At 60.4% G+C, this 19,165-nt stretch carries 17 protein-coding genes; 9 read left to right on the top strand and 8 right to left on the bottom strand.

The genetic code is table 11. The features are described from left to right. The first annotated feature begins 86 nt into the window (after positions 1-86). Positions 87-1,364 (top strand): acetyl-CoA C-acetyltransferase, encoded by a 1,278-nt coding sequence (locus JFU11_RS26435; protein WP_123718951.1) that lies wholly within the window; start codon positions 87-89, stop codon positions 1,362-1,364. A gap of 7 nt (positions 1,365-1,371) precedes the next feature. Here JFU11_RS26435 and JFU11_RS26440 read toward each other — a convergent pair whose 3' ends face one another. Continuing rightward, positions 1,372-2,400, bottom strand: a complete 1,029-nt coding sequence (locus tag JFU11_RS26440; protein WP_201062573.1) for a bile acid:sodium symporter family protein — start codon at positions 2,398-2,400, stop codon at positions 1,372-1,374. A gap of 84 nt (positions 2,401-2,484) precedes the next feature. On the opposite strand from JFU11_RS26440, the gene JFU11_RS26445 reads away from it, so the two are divergent. Further along, the gene (locus JFU11_RS26445; protein ID WP_201062574.1) at positions 2,485-3,276 is read left to right on the top strand and encodes a helix-turn-helix transcriptional regulator; all 792 of its coding nucleotides are present in this window, start codon (positions 2,485-2,487) and stop codon (positions 3,274-3,276) included. 73 nt (positions 3,277-3,349) lie between these two features. Here JFU11_RS26445 and JFU11_RS26450 read toward each other — a convergent pair whose 3' ends face one another. Then, positions 3,350-5,296, bottom strand: coding sequence for a methyl-accepting chemotaxis protein (locus tag JFU11_RS26450; protein ID WP_201062575.1), 1,947 nt, complete (start codon positions 5,294-5,296; stop codon positions 3,350-3,352). A gap of 444 nt (positions 5,297-5,740) precedes the next feature. Between JFU11_RS26450 and JFU11_RS26455 the strand changes: the two genes are divergently transcribed. Together JFU11_RS26455 and JFU11_RS26460 are read left to right on the top strand one after the other, a co-directional pair. After that, positions 5,741-6,634, top strand: coding sequence for a PA4780 family RIO1-like protein kinase (locus JFU11_RS26455; RefSeq protein WP_007907116.1), 894 nt, complete (start codon positions 5,741-5,743; stop codon positions 6,632-6,634). A 215-nt stretch (positions 6,635-6,849) separates the two neighbouring features. Continuing rightward, complete coding sequence (locus JFU11_RS26460) at positions 6,850-8,064, top strand: MFS transporter (RefSeq protein WP_201062576.1); 1,215 nt, start codon at positions 6,850-6,852, stop codon at positions 8,062-8,064. On the opposite strand, the gene cueR is transcribed toward JFU11_RS26460, so the two are convergent. The 3 genes from cueR to JFU11_RS26475 form a co-directional block, all read right to left on the bottom strand. Further along, on the bottom strand, positions 8,018-8,431 hold the full coding sequence (gene cueR, locus JFU11_RS26465; protein ID WP_007907120.1) for a Cu(I)-responsive transcriptional regulator: 414 nt from the start codon (positions 8,429-8,431) through the stop codon (positions 8,018-8,020). The two genes, JFU11_RS26460 and cueR, sit on opposite strands and share 47 nt — an antisense overlap. After that, positions 8,428-10,821 (bottom strand): heavy metal translocating P-type ATPase, encoded by a 2,394-nt coding sequence (locus JFU11_RS26470; protein ID WP_201062577.1) that lies wholly within the window; start codon positions 10,819-10,821, stop codon positions 8,428-8,430. Before JFU11_RS26470 ends, cueR begins: the two co-directional genes overlap by 4 nt. A gap of 171 nt (positions 10,822-10,992) precedes the next feature. After that, complete coding sequence (locus JFU11_RS26475; RefSeq protein WP_048396201.1) at positions 10,993-11,376, bottom strand: hypothetical protein; 384 nt, start codon at positions 11,374-11,376, stop codon at positions 10,993-10,995. Positions 11,377-11,535: 159 nt separating this feature from the next. Here JFU11_RS26475 and JFU11_RS26480 point away from each other — a divergent pair, with 159 nt between their 5' ends. Beyond that, positions 11,536-11,685 (top strand): cation transporter, encoded by a 150-nt coding sequence (locus JFU11_RS26480; protein WP_201062578.1) that lies wholly within the window; start codon positions 11,536-11,538, stop codon positions 11,683-11,685. A gap of 155 nt (positions 11,686-11,840) precedes the next feature. After that, the gene (locus tag JFU11_RS26485; RefSeq protein WP_123718945.1) at positions 11,841-13,037 is read left to right on the top strand and encodes a multidrug effflux MFS transporter; all 1,197 of its coding nucleotides are present in this window, start codon (positions 11,841-11,843) and stop codon (positions 13,035-13,037) included. 9 nt (positions 13,038-13,046) lie between these two features. On the opposite strand, the gene JFU11_RS26490 is transcribed toward JFU11_RS26485, so the two are convergent. Both JFU11_RS26490 and JFU11_RS26495 read right to left on the bottom strand, forming a co-directional pair. Beyond that, positions 13,047-13,217, bottom strand: coding sequence for a hypothetical protein (locus JFU11_RS26490; RefSeq protein WP_007907130.1), 171 nt, complete (start codon positions 13,215-13,217; stop codon positions 13,047-13,049). A 230-nt stretch (positions 13,218-13,447) separates the two neighbouring features. Further along, positions 13,448-14,461 (bottom strand): zinc-binding alcohol dehydrogenase family protein, encoded by a 1,014-nt coding sequence (locus JFU11_RS26495; RefSeq protein WP_201062579.1) that lies wholly within the window; start codon positions 14,459-14,461, stop codon positions 13,448-13,450. 117 nt (positions 14,462-14,578) lie between these two features. Here JFU11_RS26495 and JFU11_RS26500 point away from each other — a divergent pair, with 117 nt between their 5' ends. From JFU11_RS26500 to JFU11_RS26510, 3 genes are all read left to right on the top strand, one after another. Continuing rightward, positions 14,579-15,508 carry a LysR family transcriptional regulator gene (locus JFU11_RS26500; protein WP_123718943.1) on the top strand — a complete coding sequence of 310 codons (930 nt, stop codon included), beginning with the start codon at positions 14,579-14,581 and terminating at the stop codon, positions 15,506-15,508. 314 nt (positions 15,509-15,822) lie between these two features. After that, positions 15,823-16,557 (top strand): helix-turn-helix transcriptional regulator, encoded by a 735-nt coding sequence (locus JFU11_RS26505; RefSeq protein WP_201062580.1) that lies wholly within the window; start codon positions 15,823-15,825, stop codon positions 16,555-16,557. 136 nt (positions 16,558-16,693) lie between these two features. Continuing rightward, positions 16,694-18,076, top strand: a complete 1,383-nt coding sequence (locus JFU11_RS26510) for an MFS transporter (protein ID WP_201062581.1) — start codon at positions 16,694-16,696, stop codon at positions 18,074-18,076. A gap of 115 nt (positions 18,077-18,191) precedes the next feature. Here the strand turns inward: JFU11_RS26510 and JFU11_RS26515 are convergent, their stop codons facing one another. Beyond that, on the bottom strand, positions 18,192-19,145 hold the full coding sequence (locus tag JFU11_RS26515) for an adenosine deaminase (protein ID WP_038978824.1): 954 nt from the start codon (positions 19,143-19,145) through the stop codon (positions 18,192-18,194). Between the last annotated feature and the right edge of the window lie 20 nt (positions 19,146-19,165).

Genomic DNA, 19,165 nt, shown 5'->3' on the forward strand with positions numbered 1-19,165 from the left:
AGTTTGAGATTGGGTTTAGCAGGACTTTCAGGAAATGCAGCCCCCTGTGGGTTTGGTGTTCATATTTGGTTAAAAGGAGCTTTTTCATGACTCAGCTGCGCCGCGTCGCGATTATCGGTGGTAACCGTATCCCCTTTGCCCGGTCCAACGGGCCGTACGCCACTGCCAGTAACCAGGCGATGTTCACCGCAGCGCTGGAAGGCCTGATCGAGCGCTATAACCTGCACGGTGTGCGCATGGGTGAAGTGGCGGCAGGTGCATTGCTCAAGTATTTGCGGGACTACGGCCTGACCCGCGAATGCGTGCTCGGCTCGCGGTTGTCGCCGATGACGCCGGCCTACGACATCCAGCAAGCCTGCGGCACGGGGCTGGAGGCGACATTGTTGGTGGCGAACAAAATCGCCCTGGGCCAGATCGAATGTGGCATTGCCGGCGGCGTCGACACAGCCTCGGACGTGCCGATCGGGGTCAACGAAAGCCTGCGCAAGATCCTCCTGCAAGCCAACCGCGCCCGAAGCACCGCTGACAAACTGAAAACCTTCCTGCAACTGCGTCCCCGCCACTTGATGCCCGACTTTCCAAGCATCGGCGAGCCGCGCACCAACCGGTCGATGGGCGAACACTGTGAAATGATGGCCCAAACCTGGAGCATCCCGCGTGACGAGCAGGATCAGCTGACTCAGGAAAGCCATCAGAAACTGGCCGCGTCCTACGCCGAAGGCTGGCACAACGATTTGATGACGCCGTTCCTCGGCCTGACCCGGGACAACAACCTGCGCCCGGATCTGACCCTGGAAAAACTGGCGTCACTGAAACCGGCCTTCGAGAAAAGCGCCAAGGGCACCCTGACCGCGGGCAACTCCACGCCACTCACCGATGGTGCGTCGGTGGTGTTGCTGGGCAGTGAAGAATGGGCGAAAGAGCGCGGCTTGCCGATCCTTGCCTATTGGCGTGACGGCGAGGCGGCAGCGGTGGATTTCGTCAACGGTGCCGAAGGCCTGCTGATGGCGCCGGCTTATGCCGTGCCGCGGTTACTGGCGCGCAACGGCCTGACCTTGCAGGACTTCGATTACTACGAAATCCACGAAGCGTTCGCCGCGCAGGTGCTGTGCACATTGAAGGCCTGGGAAGATCCGGAGTTCTGCAAAACCCGCCTCGGCCTCGACGCACCGCTGGGCTCCATTGACCGCAGCCGCCTGAACGTCAAGGGCAGCTCACTGGCCGCCGGGCATCCGTTTGCCGCCACCGGTGCACGCATCGTCGCCAACCTGGCGAAGCTGCTGGACGCGGCGGGCAAGGGCCGAGGGTTGATCTCGATCTGCGCAGCGGGCGGTCAGGGCGTGACGGCGATTATCGAGCGCTGATTGCTGATTACTGGGGGTTGAGCACTGCCGCGCGTTGCTGCGCGGCCAGTTCCCGGTTGCGGTTGGCATAACCCTCGGCCATCACCGAGCAGACGATCAGCTGCAACGGGTGATAGATCATGATCGGCAGCAGGATCAAGCCAAGGCCGGGGTTGGCGCCGAAAATCAGTGCCGCCATCGGCGCACCGGCCGCCAGGGATTTCTTGCTGGCGCAGAACACCGCGGCAATCTCATCGGCAGGGCTGAACTTCAGCGCACGAGCGGTGCGGGTGGTCATCCACAGAATGATTGCCAGCAAAATCGCACTGCCCATCAGCGCAGTCAAAATCACGCTGTTGCCCTGTTGCTGCCACATCCCCGACACCATCGAATTGCAAAACGCCGAGTACACCAGCAGCAGAATCACCAGTTTGTCGGCGATGTTGGTGTAGCGCTTGTGCCGAGCGAAAAACTTGCCCAGGAACGGCCGCAGCAATTGCCCGAGCACCAGCGGCAACAGCAACATCGCGCACAAGTCGAGCAGGGTTGAGCCCAGATCGATACCACCCGCGCCGCTGCCGACCACGAAACTCACTAGCAACGGCGTCAGAAAAATCCCCAACACACTGGACAGGCTCGCGTTGAGAATCGCTGCCGGTACGTTGCCGCCCGCGCTGCCGGTCAGGGCCACAGATGAGGAAATGGTCGAAGGCAGGGCGCAGAGGTAGAGGAAGCCGAGCATCAGCAGTGAGGGAATGTGCGAACCCAGCAGTTTGTCGCTCAGCAGCCAGATCAATGGAAACACCGCAAAGGTGAAGATTTGAACCATCACGTGCAGCTTCCAGTTTTTCAGTCCGTGGCTGATCTGCTCGCTGGAGAGGTTGACCCCATGGAGGAAGAACACCAGAAACACGCCGATGTTAATCACATACTCCACGTGCATCCCGCCGCGGGTGGCGCCGAAGGTCGGGAAGAAATACGCCAGCAGCGTGGCGAGCAGCATGCCGCACAAGAACCAGTCGTTGACCACGCGTTTGAGGTGTTTGAAGGCATGCATGACCGGCACCGAATAGGTTTGTAAGAATTGATGACTTAGCCTAACGTCGGCCTCATCAGCCGTCTTGCGACATAAGGCCAATCAATGCCGACTAACGGACAACTTTCCCTCGAGCGGACCATCCCGGCGCTAACGGCGTTGCCGCGTCCGTTGTATGCGCGTGCGGAAAGTCTGAACGCTGGTTCGTGGACACCGCCGCATCGTCACGATTGGGTGCAGTTTTCCTACGCCATCAGCGGCGTTCTCGGTGTGCATACCGCCGAGGGCAGTTTCTTTGCGCCGCCGCAGTGGGGCATCTGGATTCCGGCGGATCTCGAGCATCAGGTCGTGACCTCAATGCGTGCCGAGATGCGCAGCCTGTACGTGCGCCGCGAGGATTGCCAATGGGCGGACGGGCGTTGCCGGGTGCTGGAAGTCACGCCATTGGCACGGGAACTGATCAAGCGTTTTTGCCTGTTTCCGGTGGAGTATCCACAGGGCGAAAGCCAGGAGGCGCGGTTGGTGGGCGTGCTACTGGATCAGTTGGCGAGTCTGCCGGAGGTGGGTTTTTCTCTGCCGCTGCCCCGGCATGAACGGTTGTTGGGCTTGTGCAACGAACTGATCGACAGCCCTGAGCGCAATGCGACCTTGCAGGAGTGGGCCGAGTGTTTGGGCACGTCGGAGAAAACCCTGATGCGCTTGTTCCAGCGTGAAACGGGGTTGAGCTTCCGTGGCTGGCGGCAGCGCATGCGGCTGCTGTCGTCGTTGAGTTTGCTGGAGGAGGGGAACAGCGTGACCCATGCCGCGCTGTCTTGCGGGTATGACTCGACGTCGGCGTTTATTGCGGCGTTCAAGGGATTGTTCGGGTTTACCCCGGGGGAATTGTTCAGGCAGTGACGGCCTCATCGCGGGCAAGCCCGCTCCCACAAGGACAACGCAAACCCTGTGGGAGCGCTACCGGGATTTTGGATCAGGTTCTGAACCGCCGAACCAACCCATCCAGCTCATTCGACAACCCTGCCAGGCTCTGAGAATCCAGCCGCGCCGAGTTCGCCAGTTCTGCCACCAACTGCGCATCGCCATGAATCTGGCTGATGTGGCGATTGATGTCTTCCGCCACTTGATGCTGTTCTTCCGCCGCCGTGGCGATTTGAGTGTTCATGTCACGAATCACATCCACCGATTCACGAATCTGCCCGAAGCTGCTGCGCGCCTCGCCGATACGGGTCACCGATTGCTGAGACACTTCCAGGCTCGCATGCATCTGCTGCGTCACCTGGCTGGTGCGTTTGGCCAGGTTGCCCAGCAACCCGTCGATTTCCGCCGTGGAGTCGGCGGTCCGTTTGGCCAATGCCCGGACTTCATCCGCCACTACCGCAAAACCGCGACCCTGTTCACCGGCCCGGGCTGCTTCGATGGCAGCGTTCAGCGCCAGCAGGTTGGTCTGTTCGGCAATGGAACGAATGGTCCCGAGGATCGACTGAATGTCGTTGCTATCGCGCTCAAGCTGTTGCATCGATTGCGCCGACTGTTCGATTTCCTGGCTCAAGCGATCAACACTGCTCACGGCGGCATCGATCTGCTGCTGACCTTCGCGCGCCTGACGCTGACCGCTGTCGGCCGACTCGGCGGCCTGGCTGCAGGAGCGTGCGACTTCGTTGGCGGTGGCGACCATTTCATGGAACGCCGTGGACACCATGTCCACCGCTTCACGCTGGCGCCCGGCGGCTTCGGCCATGTCGCTGGACACTTGCGTCGAGCTCTGGGAGGTGGCGAGGATTTTGGTCGCGGCGCCGCCGATGCTTTGGATCAGGTTGCGAATCGCCGCCAGAAACTGATTGAACCAGTTGGCCAATTGAGCCGTTTCGTCGCTGCCACGGATTTGCAGGTTCTTGGTCAGGTCGCCTTCACCCTGGGCGATGCCTTCCAGACCGCTGGCCACGCTGCGGATCGGCCGCACGATCAGGCTGGCGAAACTGGCGCCGACAATGGCGAAGAACACCGCCAGTACCGCCGCAATGATTGCGATCAGCCAGGTCAGTTGAGTGGCCGAGCTCATCACGTCGGTCTGCTTGATCAGGCCGATAAAGGTCCAGCCCAGTTGCTCCGACGGCCAGACGTTGGCCATGTAACGCTCGCCATTGAGCTCGACTTCCACCAGCCCTTTGCCGGCCTTGGCGAGTTGCGCGTAACCGTCGCCGAGACTGGTCAAGGCTTTGAAGTTGTGTTCCGGTTGTTTCGGGTCGACCAGCACTTTGCCGGTGTTTTCCACCAGCATCAGGTAGCCGGTTTCGCCGAGTTTGATCTGTTTGACGATTTCGGTGAGCTGCTTGAGCGTCACGTCGATACTGACCACGCCGCCGTTGCTGCCCAGTTTGTTGTCGATGGTGCGCACGGTGCTGACGTAAGTCGCGTCGTCCTGAGCCCAGTAATAGGCCTCGGTGCGAAATGGTTTGCCGGGTTTGGCCTGAGCCGCTTTATACCAAGGGCGCTGGCGCGGATCGTAATTGCTCAGCTTCGCATCGTCCGGCCAAGACACGTAACCGCCCGCCGCCGTACCGAGGATGGCATAGGCGTAGGCCGGGTGGCTGTTGCCCAGGTCCTGGAGGAGGGCGAAGACCTTTTTGTCCGACTCGCCTTGGGGAATGCTCTCGGCGTTGGCGCTCATGTAGGTCTTGAGGCTGTCGTCGGAGTCCTTGATCAGCGGTTGGGTGGCCAGGTAATCGACGTTCTGGCTGATGCCGTCAAAGAACAGCTGCATCGCATTGCTGACCTGACGAATTTCGCGGCCACTGCCATCGACAAAATTATCCTTGGCATCGCTGCGCAAGTTCAGCACCACAAGGGTGGCGACCAGCACCACGGGCAAGCAGGCGATGATTGCAAACGCCCAGGTCAACTTCTGTTTGATGTTCATCCGCGCTCCAGTTTTTTCTTGTAGGCCCACGCAGTGCAGATGACTCGCGGATTGTTGGCAGCCGAAAACGTTCGATACCCCGATCCTTGAGTGCGCCCTCGTTATCATTGTCGGGGCGATTGTCGGACAATTCCTTTTCTCTCTAATGACTTCGGCTGAGGAACGTGGAAATTTAGGCCTGTTGAGAAAAATCCGGCGAAGGGTAGGGGCTACATGTCAGATTCTGTCGCAAATGCCCCTGTAGCCCTTCGTCAACAAGTGGCGCAGGCTCAGCTATGATCCTGAGCGGTCAATGAGTTGTGCCCGATTAATCCGGCACATTGTGTGCTTCTTGATGTTCATGGGAACGTTCATAGGTCGGCAACCCCTCCCGCGAATGAGAGGATTGCCGTATAACGAATGACTTTCGCGTGTTTGGTAATAAAGGACCCACAATAAAAGCTGATGAAGACTCCAAAACGCATTGAACCCCTGATCGAGGACGGTCTGGTCGACGAGGTGCTGCGCCCACTCATGAGTGGTAAAGAAGCAGCTGTTTATGTGGTGCGCTGCGGCAACGAGCTGCGTTGTGCCAAGGTCTACAAGGAGGCGAATAAACGCAGTTTTCGTCAGGCGGCCGAGTATCAGGAAGGCCGTAAGGTGCGCAACAGCCGGCAGGCTCGAGCGATGGCCAAGGGCTCCAAGTTCGGCAAGAAAGAAACCGAAGACGCCTGGCAGAATGCCGAAGTGGCGGCGTTGTTCCGGCTGGCCGGTGCCGGTGTGCGCGTACCCAAGCCGTATGACTTCCTCGAAGGCGTGCTGCTGATGGAGCTGGTGGCCGACGAGTACGGCGATGCCGCGCCGCGTCTGAACGATGTGGTGCTGGAGCCGGACCAGGCGCGCGAATATCACGCGTTTCTGATTTCGCAGATCGTGCTGATGCTGTGTACCGGTTTGGTGCACGGTGACCTGTCCGAGTTCAACGTGCTGCTGACGCCGACCGGCCCGGTCATCATCGACCTGCCGCAAGCGGTGGATGCGGCGGGCAATAACCACGCGTTCAACATGCTGGAACGGGACGTGGGCAACATGGCGTCGTACTTTGGTCGCTTTGCACCGGAGTTGAAACGCACCAAGTACGCCAAGGAAATGTGGGCATTGTACGAAGCTGGTACTTTGCACCCGGCCAGTGTGTTGACCGGCGAGTTCGACGAGCCGGAAGAACTGGCGGACGTCGGCGGGATCATGCGCGAGATCGAGGCGGCCCGTCTTGATGAAGAGCGTAAGCAAGCGATTCGCGCTGCTGACGACGCGCCACCGAGCAAAGCCGAAGAGCCGCCTCCACCGTGGATGCAGTAATCGGTTGACCCAAAACCCGGCCTCGGCCGGGTTTTTTGTAGATGCTTTTTTTTCGGATCGCGTCGTCTGCATCGCGGGCAAGCCCGCTCCCACAAGTTTTGTGTTGCACCCGGATTCTATGATCGACACCTGACCTGTGGGAGCGTGGCTTGCCCGCGATGGCGTCAGACCAGACAATCCACAACGGCGATACTCACCACACTCAAGGACTGAATGTGAATTCCACCCGCAATGCCCAACTGATCATCGCCGCCCGGCTGATTTCGGACTTCGGCGCTTTCCTCAACATGGTCGCTCTGGCCACTTACGTCTATCTGCTCAGCAACAGCGCCATGAGTGTCGGCATTTTCCTCGCCAGCCGTGTAGCCGGGGGGATTTTTGCCAGTCTGATCGGCACCCGGTTCTATCGCCGTTGGGCCGGGCGCCTGCCGCTGATTGCCTTCGACTTGCTGCGCGCCGGTTTGCTGAGCCTGCTGCTGGTGTTGCCGGTCACCCAACAAGCGCTGCTGCTACCGCTGATCGCGTTCGGCCTGGGGTTTGGTAATTCGATGTTTGCCATTGGCCTCAACAGCCAATTGCCGCACATGATCGATAAGGCGCAGCTACTCAAGACCAACGCCTGGATAACCTCGGCGTCGTCTGCGGCGATGGTCGGCGGGAGTCTGGTGGCGGGTTTGTTGGTGGCGGGGTTTGGCTTTGAAACGGTGTTTGCCCTGAACGTGGTCACTTACCTGCTGGCGGCGTTGTTGATTGTGCCGCTGCGGTTTCCCAGACCTGCACCCAGTGATGAACCCCATCACCAACAAGGCGAATGGCCGGCCCTGCGTCAGGGCTTGCGCACGGCGCCGGTGCTGACGGCGATGCTCGCCGTTGCCATGGCCGATACGCTTGGCAGCGCCGCACACAACGTCGGCCTCCCGATCATTTCAAAACTGCTGACACCCGAGTCGGCCAGCACCACCCTGGGCCTGATGCTGGCAGTCTGGGCCATCGGGAAATTCATCGGAGCGCGAATCGCCAGTCGTCTGAAAGGTACGGACAACGTTCATCTGGAACGACGATTTTTCTTCGGTGTTTTGCTGATGTCCTGTGGCTTCATCCTGATGTTCCAACAGCAAACCCTTTACGGCTTGCTGCTGTTTTCGTTGCCCGCAGGCTTGGGTGACGGCTTCTCGGAAGTCGGCCTGATGTCGCGCCTGCAACGTGAACCGGACAACCTGCGCCTGCCGATTTTCAGTTTCCTGACGCTGCTGCAAATGACCGGGTTCGGCATCGGCATGTTGATCGCCGCGCCGTTCTATTCCTGGTGGACGCCCGGCGCGGTGGTGTTGTTGTTCCACGGCATTCCCCTCACCACGTTGCTGGTGGCGAAGGGGTTGGCGTTCAGGAATGGGCGGGTTCGGCGCAGCAGCCCGACGCCAGCTCCTTGAGGATCGGGCAGTCCGGGCGGTGGTCGCCGTGGCAATGTTCTACCAGGTCTTGCAGGGTGTCGCGCAGTTGCCCGAGTTCGCGAATCTTCTGGTTCAGCTCGTCGATGTGCTGACGGGCCAGCGCCTTCACATCGGCGCTGGCTCGCTGACGGTCTTGCCAGAGGGTCAGCAGTTTGCCGACCTCTTCCAGCGAGAAACCCAAATCCCGAGAGCGCTTGATGAATGCCAGAGTATGCAGATCGTCGTCGCCATAGACCCGATAGCCACTGTCGGTGCGATGGGCCGCCTTGAGCAGGCCGATGGATTCGTAGTAACGAATCATCTTCGCGCTCAGACCGCTCTGGCGGGCTGCTTGGCCAATGTTCATCGGTTGTCCTCCAGGTCTTTGGGTTTCCAGGTTTTCAACAGTAGCGCATTGCTCACCACGCTGACGCTCGACAGCGCCATGGCCGCGCCGGCCAGCACCGGGTTGAGGAAGCCGAACGCCGCCAGTGGCAGGCCGATCAGGTTATAGACGAAGGCCCAGAACAGGTTTTGGCGAATCTTCGCGTAGGTCTTGCGGCTGATTTCCAGCGCCGCCGGCACCAGCCGTGGATCGCCGCGCATCAGGGTGATCCCGGCAGCGTGCATGGCGACGTCGGTGCCGCCGCCCATGGCGATGCCGATGTCTGCCGCGGCAAGGGCCGGTGCGTCGTTGATGCCGTCGCCGACCATTGCCACCACGCCGGTTTTTTTCAGTGCGGCGACGGTGGCAGCTTTGTCCGCCGGCAATACTTCGGCGTGGACATCGCTGATGCCCAGCGCCTCGGCGACTACCTTGGCGCTGCCGCGGTTATCGCCGGTCAGCAGGTGGCTGCTAATGTTCCGTGCACTCAGCTGTTGCACCGCTTGCAAGGCGCCGGGTTTGAGCGTGTCACCGAAGGCGAACAGACCGAGCACTCGCGGTTCAGGGCTTTGTTCAATCAGCCAGGACAGGGTCCGGCCTTCGGTTTCCCAAGCGGTTGCGGAGTCGGCCAATGACCCGGTGCTCAGCCCGCTTTCTTCCAGCAGACGCCGATTGCCCAAAGCCAATCGCCGACCATCGAGATTGCCGGCAATACCGCGCCCGGTCAGCGATTGACTGTCGCTGACATCAGCCACGGTCAGGCCGCGCTCGGTGCAGGCATCCAGCACAGCCTTGGCCAACGGGTGTTCACTGCCGCGTTGCAGCGCACCAGCCATTTGCAGCAGAGCAGCTTCATCACCTTCGATGGCACTCAGATGAGCGATGCGCGGCGTGCCCGAAGTCAATGTGCCGGTCTTGTCGAACACCACGGCGCTGACTTCATGGGCACGCTCCAAAGCTTCGGCGTCCTTGATCAGAATCCCGTAGCGCGCCGCCACACCGGTGCCGGCCATGATTGCCGTCGGCGTGGCCAGCCCGAGTGCGCAAGGGCAGGCGATCACCAACACTGCGACCGCGTTGATCAACGCGGTTTCCAGTGGCGCGCCGTACAGCCACCAACCGATCAAGGTCACCAGCGCGATCAGCAGCACCGCTGGCACGAACACCTGGCTGACTTTATCCACCAGTTTCTGGATCGGCGCTTTCGCCGCCTGCGCGTCTTCCACCAGGCGGATGATCCGCGCCAGCACGGTTTCTGCACCGAGCGCCAAGGTCCGAACCAGCAGCCGACCTTCGCCATTGATGGCGCCGCCGGTGACCTTGTCACCCGGCTGTTTTGGCACCGGCAGGCTCTCGCCGCTGATCAGTGCTTCATCGGCGTGGCTCTGGCCTTCCACCACTTCGCCATCCACCGGGAAGCGTTCACCGGGTTTGACCATGACCAGATCGTTGAGGCGCAAAGCGCTGATCGCAACGTCCTGTTCGCGGCCATCGATCACCTGAATGGCTCGCTCCGGACGCAAGGCTTCAAGGGCGCGGATGGCGCTGGCGGTCTGGCGCTTGGCGCGACTTTCCAGGTATTTGCCCAGCAGTACCAGAGCGATCACGACCGCCGAGGCTTCGAAGTACAGGTGCGGCAGGCGGCCGGCAGCGGTGGCCCACTCGTAAACGCTCAAGCCGTAGCCAGCGCTGGTACCCAGGGCCACCAGCAAATCCATGTTGCCGGCGCCGGCGCGCACGGCTTTCCATGCAGCGATATAGAAGCGTGCGCCGAAGATGAACTGCACCGGCGTCGCCAACGCAAACTGCACCCACGCCGGGAGCATCCAGTGCACGCCGAAAGGTTGCAGCACCATTGGCAGCACCAGCGGTAAGGCGAGGGCGATAGCCGCCAGCAAAGCCCAGCGTTCACGGTGCAGTCGTTGTTGTTGATTGTCGATTTGCGGGTGTTCGACTTCCCAGACGCTGGCGGAGTAACCGGCCTTGGTCACGGCGCCGATCAGGGTTTGCGGGTCGACCTGGCCGAGCAATTCGAGGTGGGCACGCTCGTTGGCCAGGTTGACGCTGACACTTTTGACCCCCGGCACCTTGGCCAGTGCCCGTTCGACGCGGCCAACGCAGGACGCGCAGGTCATGCCGTCGATGCTCAATTCCAGGGTCTGCTGTGGCACGCTGTAACCGGCCTGCAGCACCGCGTCCATCAAGGCCGGCAGGCTGTCACTGGGCGCTTGAACCCGGGCCTGTTCGGTGGCCAGGTTGACGCTGACGGCCGTGGCGCCGAGAACTTTGCTCAAGGCACGCTCGACACGCCCGGCGCAACTGGCGCAGGTCATGCCGGCAATCGGCAGATCGAAGGTGGTGGATTCGGACATCGGTCACGCTCCCTGTAGAAATTACCTACAGGATCAACCTTGCCATGCGGGCAAGGTCAAGCGCCATGTCTCAGATCAAAAGATCGCAGCCTGCGGCAGCTCCTACATTGACAGCGTGTTAACCCGATCCCGTAGGAGCTGCCGCAGGCTGCGATCTTTGTTACAGGCGACTCAATATTCGAGGGCGGCAGGTTTGAGGTACATCCCTTCCTGCGTCATCGCAATCCGGAACTTCAACACATCCCCGGCCTTGAGCGTGATGTTCTGCGAACCCGGCGCGAGCATGCCCGGGTTGCAACCCGGCGCCTGGCCCGGCAGCAGTTTGAGACGCAGGGACACATTGCCCGGCGGCAGGTTGAACGAGGTGCTCTGTTCCTGGAACAGTCGCGCCGATAGCTGATCCTGGATGTACACGCCGATCTCGCAGGAAGTCGAAACCTCCAGACGCTCGCGGGAAATGATCAGCACGCCGTAGTCCTCCCCGGCGGCTTGGACCGAAGGTGTCGCGGCAAATAGGCTGAGGAAGCCAAACAGGCTGAGAGCTGACCAGCGCATGGCTGAATCTCCTGAGGTCGAGTCATAGATGGACGCAGCTTGGCCGAGCACGGCGCCGATTGCCAGCCCGGCAGCTTGCCTCAGAACTTGACCTTGCCATGGTGGCAAGCTCGAGACTGCCCTCAACCCGATTAAAGGGCCCCATTAAGGAGACGTCCCATGCAAGTGTTCAACGTTGAAGGCATGTCCTGCGGTCATTGCGTCAAGGCCATCACTCAGGCGCTGCAAGCCAAGGATCCCGCGGCCAGCGTGCGCATTGATCTGGCGGCAAAAGAAGTCGGCGTTGAAAGTGCGCTGACGGCCGATTAGGTGATCGCCGCGATCAGCGAAGAGGGTTATGGCGTCAAACTGGCCTGAGTTTTTTAATAGTTAGCGACCTAACGGAATGTTCAAGGCGTCCACGCCCGGCTAGACTGTTGGCCTGCCGATCCATGGCCAACCTGCATGCCTAACCTGGACGCCTGATGAACTTCCGCACAATCATGATTCTCGGCGCCTTGAGCGCTTTCGGTCCGCTGGCGATCGATTTCTATTTGCCGGCATTCCCGGCGATGGCGCTCGCTTTCGGCACCGACGAAAAACACGTTCAACTGACCCTGGCGGCCTATTTCCTTGGCCTGTCCATTGGCCAACTGGCGTACGGCCCGGTGGCTGATCGCTTCGGGCGACGGATTCCCTTGCTGACAGGTGTCGGCTTGTTCACCGTCGCTTCATTGGCCTGTGCTTATGCGCCGACTCTGGAGTGGCTGATTGGCGCACGTTTCGTCCAGGCGCTGGGCGGTTGCGCGGGCATGGTGATTTCGCGGGCGGTGGTCAGCGATAAATGCGATGCGGTGGGTTCGGCGAAGGTCTTTTCGCAGTTGATGCTGGTGATGGGCCTGGCGCCGATTCTTGCGCCGATGCTGGGCGGGTTGCTGGTCAACACGACTGGCTGGCAATCGATCTTTTTGGTGCTGACCGGTTTTAGTGCATTGGCAGGGTTGGCAGTGGCCCTCGGGCTGCCGGAAAGTCTGCCGGCCCATGTGCCGCGCCAACCGTTGTCGGGCGCGCTGCGTCAGTACGGTCGGTTACTGGCGGACCCGATCTTCCTCGGCCATGCCCTGACTGGCGGTGTCGCCATCGCCGGGATGTTTGCCTACATCGCCGGTTCACCGTTCGTCTTCATCAAACTCTATGGCGTGCCGGCCGAGCATTTCGGCTGGCTGTTCGGCATTAACGCGGCGGGTTTCATTCTGGTGGCCCAGGTCAATGCCCGGATGCTGGCCAAACGCGGTCCGGCTTTTTTACTGGCGCGTACCGTCTGGTTCTATCTGGCGGGCGGTCTGGCCCTGTTGGCGGTCAGCGCGTTGCATACCGCGCAGTTGTGGCCGTTGCTGATTCCGCTTTTCCTCTGCATCGCCAGCCTGGGTTGTATTGTGCCCAACGCCTCAGCCTGCGCCATGAACGGGCAGGGCGCGCGGGCGGGCAGTGCCTCGGCGATGCTCGGTTGCCTGCAGTTCAGCGTTGCCGCCGGGGCCGCAGCATTGGTGGGGGTTTTGCATGATGGCAGCGCCATGCCGATGGCCATGGTCATCAGCCTGTGCGGGATTCTGGTGGTGAGCGCGGCAACGCTCACCCGACGTTTGCAAAATGCCCGGGCGCTGACGCAAGCCCAAGTCTGAGGACGGGACTCAGCCAGCAGCGCGATGCTGACGGTCGGGAATCTGATGGGGCGCGTGCAAGCGCGCTTCAAGCGTTTTAGTGAAGGCCAGGGCTTCGGCCTCACTGCGGAACGTCACAGCGTGTTGATCCAGGCGGACCTGCCAGCGGGATGTTGCTACTTCTTTTATCAGGATCTTCATTGCTGAACTCCTTTCGTAAAAGACGTCTCGTAAAAGACATCACGTAAATGATTGTTCGCAGAGTCTTCGATTGTAGACCTGAATACGATCGCAATTGTGACAACGGTCAATTCTCTGACTGACGGCAAAAGATCGCCATCCCCTGTAGGAGCTGCCGAAGGCTGCGATCTTTTGATCTTGTGTTTTTAAAGCAAAATCAAAAGATCGCAGCCTCCGGCAGCTCCTACTCTTCAGAACCCTTCAAGCACAATCTTGCCCTTGGACTTGCCGCTCTCCAACAGCTCATGGGCACGCCGCAGGTTAGCCGCGTTGATGGTTCCGAAGTGCTCGCCGACCGTGGTTTTCAGCGTGCCCGCATCGATCAGCCCGGCGACGCGGTTGAGCAGTTTGTGTTGCTCGATCATGTCTGCGGTTTCGAATAGCGAGCGGGTGTACATGAACTCCCAGTGCAGCGACAGGCTCTTGCGCTTGAGCTTGGTCACGTCCAGCGATTTCGGATCGTCGATCAGCGCCAGTTTGCCTTGCGGCGCCAACGCCTCCACCAATTGATCCAGGTGTTGATCGGTCTGGGTCAGGCTGGCGACGTGAGTCACCTGCTCGAACCCCGCACGTTTGAGTTCTTCACTCAGCGGCTGGCTATGATCGATCACCTGATCGGCGCCCAGGTCACGCACCCAACTCTGGGTCTGGGCACGGGAGGCGGTGCCGATGACCTTCAGCCCGGTGAGCTGGCTGGCCAATTGCGTGAGGATCGAACCCACACCGCCAGCGGCACCGACGATCAGCAGGCTCTGGCCCTCATCGGTTTTGCCTTCGCGCACTTGCAGGCGCTCGAACAACAGTTCCCACGCGGTGATGGCGGTCAGGGGCAGGGCGGCGGCTTCGGCGAAACCGAGGGTTTTCGGCATATGGCCGACGATTCGCTCATCCACCACATGCAGCTCGCTATTGCCGCCGGCACGGGCGATGGAGCCGGCGTAGAACACTTTGTCGCCAGTCTTGAACAAGGTCACTTCGCTGCCGACGGCCTTGACCACACCGGCCACGTCCCAGCCCAGCACCTTTGCCGCGCCACCTTCAGGCTGGACGTTCTGGCGAACTTTGGTGTCCACCGGGTTGACCGAGATGGCTTTGACCTCCACCAACAGGTCGCGCGGGCCAGCGACCGGTTCTGGCAGTTCGATGTCTTGCAGGGATTTTTCGTCGCTGATGGGCAGGGAGGCGTAGTAGGCAATGGCTTTCATGTGGGGTCCTCAGAGGGAATGATTTCGATGGGACAGATGATTGGTTATTTCCCGGCAAGATAAAACCCGCTAAAAGAGCAGTCTCTTTCAATATTTTTTTGATAATCGGGGTTGGCGATGTTGCGTTTCGATGACTTGCAGTTGTTCGTTCGGGCTGCGGACCTGGGCAGTCTGTCGGCGGCGGCGCGGGTGATGGATATGTCGGCGGCGGTGGCCAGTGCGGCGTTGAAGCGCATCGAACAACAACTCGGCGCGCGCTTGCTCGCCCGCTCTACCCGTAGCCTGCGCTTGACCGCTGAAGGCGAGGGCTTTCTGGAATACGCCCGGGCAGCCTTGAGCAATCTTGATGAAGGTCGCCGCCTGCTGGCCAGCGGGCAGGATCAGGTCAGCGGGATTTTGCAGCTGTCGGCGCCTTCGGACTTCGGTCGCAACCTGCTGTTGCCGTGGCTCGATGAGTTTCAGCGTGAACATCCGAAACTAACGGTTCGGTTGCTATTGGGCGACCGCATCGCCGACCTGTTCCGCCAACCGGTGGACATTGCCCTGCGTTATGGCGAGCCGGAAGACTCAAGTCTGGTGGCGTTGCCCATCGCTCCGCAAAACCGTCGCGTGCTCTGTGCGGCGCCGAGTTACCTGGCCCGGCATGGCGAACCTCGGCATCTGGAGCAACTGGCTCAGCAAAATTGCCTGTTGTTCATGCTCGGCGGCCGGGTCCACGATCACTGGAGTTTCCACGATGGCAAACGTGAAGTGAGCCTGACGGTCAGTGGCGATCGTTTCAGTGACGACGCCGATGTTGTGCGTCTGTGGGCCATAGCGGGGGCGGGGATTGCGTATAAGTCCTGGCTCGATGTCGCTGCCGATGTGCTGGCCGGTCGGTTGAAAGTGCTGATGCCGGAGCTGCTCTGTGAGCGCGCACCGCTGAATTTGCTGTGCGCCCATCGCGCACAATTGAGTAAGCCGGTGAACCTTTTGCGGGAAATGCTTGCCAGCCGATGCGCTCGTATAAGCAGTCAATTTCCGACTAAATCGGATGTCGATCATTAGTCGCAGGCAAATAGCGAAATTTCTGTCAGGAACTATCACCACCAATGGATCCCCGAGGGCAGGAACCGGCGGTTAACCCGCTTATACTAGCGCTCGCCTCATGTACGCACCGTCGACCTCGCAATGGCGAGTTCAGGTTCGATTCGGTCAGACCCATGGTCATCACCGGACCTTCATTGCACCCGCGAAGCAATGGCCTGGGTGAGTGGGTGCCTTTGCCGGTTTATGGCGGTTTTCGCGTCTTGGCCGACGACACATTACTGGTCAAGATGTCTCTGAGCAGTAGACGAAACGATTCAACAGGGAGTGAATACATGGAACATGCACCTTGCATCAGCCAGATCGCCACATTGCTGGCTGACCCAAAGCGCAGCGCAATGATGTGGGCCTTGATGGACGGCTCGGCGCGGCAAACCGAAGAGCTGGCGTTGCTGGCCGGCCTGTCGCCGTCTTCGGCCAGTGCGCATTTAGGGCGTTTGTCCGCCGGAGGTCTGTTGAAAGTCGAAACCCGTGGACGCAAGCGGTTTTTCCGGCTTGCCGCGCCCGAAGTCGGCGCCGCGATAGAGGCCTTGGCCAGCGCGACCCTGGCCAGCGCGCCTCGGGATATTCCAGAGGTTTTCAAACGCACCAGCCCTATCGCCAAACCTCAGGCGGCGCCTTCGTCATTGCTGCGGGCCAGGCTCTGCGACGACCATCTGGGCGGCACCCTGGCCGCCGATCTTTACCAGCGTCTGCTGGATTCGGGGTGGATCGAGCAACTCGATCAACGGGTCATGATCACTCACAAGGGCGCCACACAATTGGCAACACGCGGTGTATTCATCCAGGCGCTGGCTCATCGCAACAGCAGAGTCGCCTGCGCTTGCCCGGACTGGAGCGAAAGACGCCCGCATATGGGTGGTTCGTTGGGCGCGGCGTTGTTGCAGTTGTTCATGCAGTCCGGCTGGTTGAGCCTGCCCAACGATTCGCGAGCGTTGCAGATCACCGCTGCGGGGCAACGGGAAATCCATCGCTTCGCCAAGGAAACCGAACTGGAAATGGCGCTTTAGAGCCATTGAGATGCGACGTCCGGGATCTTTGTTTCAGGCGTCGTTCAGAGCTGTGGACAGGTCGTATTCAGCAATAATCCCCAGCCGCTATCGCGCACACTCGATCCGGGGACTTTCAGGATTGGGGGGATGTGGCATGGAAACACGAAGCTTCAGCGCGGCAGAACGACTGGAACGGCTGCCCATCAGCGGTTATCACCGCATCATTTTCATCATCATTGCCTTGGCGTTTTTCTTCGACTCCATGGACCTGGCGATGATGACCTTCCTCCTCGGCTCGATCAAAACCGAGTTCGGCCTGAGCACGGCGCAGGCCGGATTGCTGGCCAGTTCGAGTTTCTTCGGCATGGTCATGGGCGCATCGCTGTCCGGTATGTTGGCCGACCGCTTCGGGCGCAAACCGGTGTTCCAGTGGAGCATTGTGCTGTGGGGCATCGCCAGCTACCTGTGCTCCACGGCGCAGAACGTCGAAACGCTGACGCTATTCCGAGTCCTGTTGGGGATCGGCATGGGCATGGAGTTTCCGATTGCGCAGTCGATGCTGTCCGAGCTGATTCCGGCAAAGCGACGTGGGCGTTACATCGCATTGATGGATGGTTTTTGGCCCCTCGGTTTCGTCGCCGCCGGGGTGCTGTCGTACTTCCTGTTGCCGGTGATTGGCTGGCGCGACATCTTTCTGGTGTTGGCGGTGCCGGCGGTGTTCGTCCTGGCGATTCGTTTTTTCATTCCCGAGTCACCGCGCTGGCTGGAGCAGGCCGGGCATCATGACGCGGCGGATAAGGTCTTGCGCGGCATCGAAGCCCGGGTTCGGGCTTCACTGGGCCGTACGGAGTTGCCTGAACCGATTCGTCTGCCCCGGGTGGCGAGTCAACCGGGCACTTTCTTCTCTGCGCTACGAGAGATCTGGTCGCCGCAGTATCGCCAGCGCACGATGATGATCTGGAGCGTGTGGTTCTTCGCCTTGCTGGGTTTCTATGGCCTGACGTCCTGGCTCAGTGCGCTGTTGCAACAATCGGGTTTCGCCGTGACCCAGTCGGTGTATTACACGGTGCTGATTTCCCTCGGCGGGATTCCCGGTTTTCTCATGGCTGCCTGGCTGGTGGAGCGTTGGGGGCGTAAACCGGTGTGCGTCGTGACATTGCTCGGCGGTGGGGTCATGGCGTTTCTTTATGGCCAGAGTGCGGTGTTCGGCGGCAACGTCAGTCTGTTGATTACCTCGGGGCTGCTGATGCAGTTCTTCCTGTTCGGCATGTGGGCGGTGCTCTACACCTACACCCCTGAATTGTACCCGACGTCGGCACGCGCCACGGGTTCGGGGTTCGCGTCAGCCATCGGCCGAGTGGGGTCGTTGCTCGGGCCGTTGGTGACCGGGCTGGTGTTCCCGATGACCGGGCAGGGCGGAGTGTTTGCGCTGGGGGCGATGTGTTTTGCGATTGCGGCGGGGGTGGTGTGGATGTTCGGGATGGAAACCCGGGGCAAGACGTTGGAAGAGTTGAGCGAAGTAGAGATCGTCGGCTGAACACAGTCCCTGTGGGAGCGGGCTTGCCCGCGATGAGGCCAACTGCCTCAACATTGAGTTGGCTGACAGTCCGCTATCGCGGGCAAGCCCGCTCCCACAGGTTATTCGGTGGCTTTTAAGGTTTGACCAATCTGGCATCCAGGCTGTTCTGCGCCAGGCGCTTGGCCTGATCCTGGGTCATCCCCAGATCGGTGTACAGCGCGTGGAAGTTCTCGGTGACATACCCGCCGAAGTAGGCCGGGTCATCGGAGTTCACCGTGACCTTCACACCGCGCTCGAGCATGTCGAGGATGTTGTGCTGGGACATGTGATCGAACACGCAGAGTTTGGTGTTCGACAACGGGCACACGGTCAGCGGGATCTGCTCGTCGATGATCCGCTGCATCAAACGCTCATCTTCGATGGCGCGAACGCCATGGTCGATGCGCTGGATTTTCAGCAGGTCGAGGGCTTCCCAGATGTACTCGGGCGGGCCTTCTTCACCGGCGTGGGCCACGGTCAGGAAGCCTTCGTTGCGCGCACGATCGAACACCCGCTGGAACTTGCTCGGCGGGTGGCCCATCTCCGAACTGTCCAGGCCCACGGCGACAAACGCATCGCGGAACGGCAATGCCTGGTCGAGGGTTTTCTGCGCTTCGTCTTCGCTCAAGTGACGCAGGAAACTGAGGATCAAACCACTGGTGATGCCCAGTTGCTGCTCGCCATCCTTCAGTGCGGCGGCGATGCCGTTGAGCACTACTTCGAACGGGATGCCACGGTCGGTGTGGGTTTGCGGGTCAAAGAACGGTTCGGTGTGAATCACGTTCTGCGCCTTGCAGCGCAACAGGTAGGCCCAGGTCAGGTCGTAGAAATCCTGAGACGTGCGCAACACGTCGGCGCCCTGGTAATACAGGTCGAGAAACTCTTGCAGGTTATTGAAGGCGTAAGCCTTGCGCAGGGTTTCAACGTCGCTCCACGGCAGGGCGATCTTGTTGCGTTCGGCCAGGGCGAACAGCAGCTCAGGCTCCAGCGAACCTTCCAGGTGCAAGTGCAATTCTGCCTTGGGCAGAGCGTTCAGCCAGTCGTACATTTTTGAAATCTCATCAGGTG

The sequence above is a fragment of the Pseudomonas sp. TH37 genome (assembly GCF_016650735.1).
Lineage (GTDB): Bacteria > Pseudomonadota > Gammaproteobacteria > Pseudomonadales > Pseudomonadaceae > Aquipseudomonas > Aquipseudomonas farris.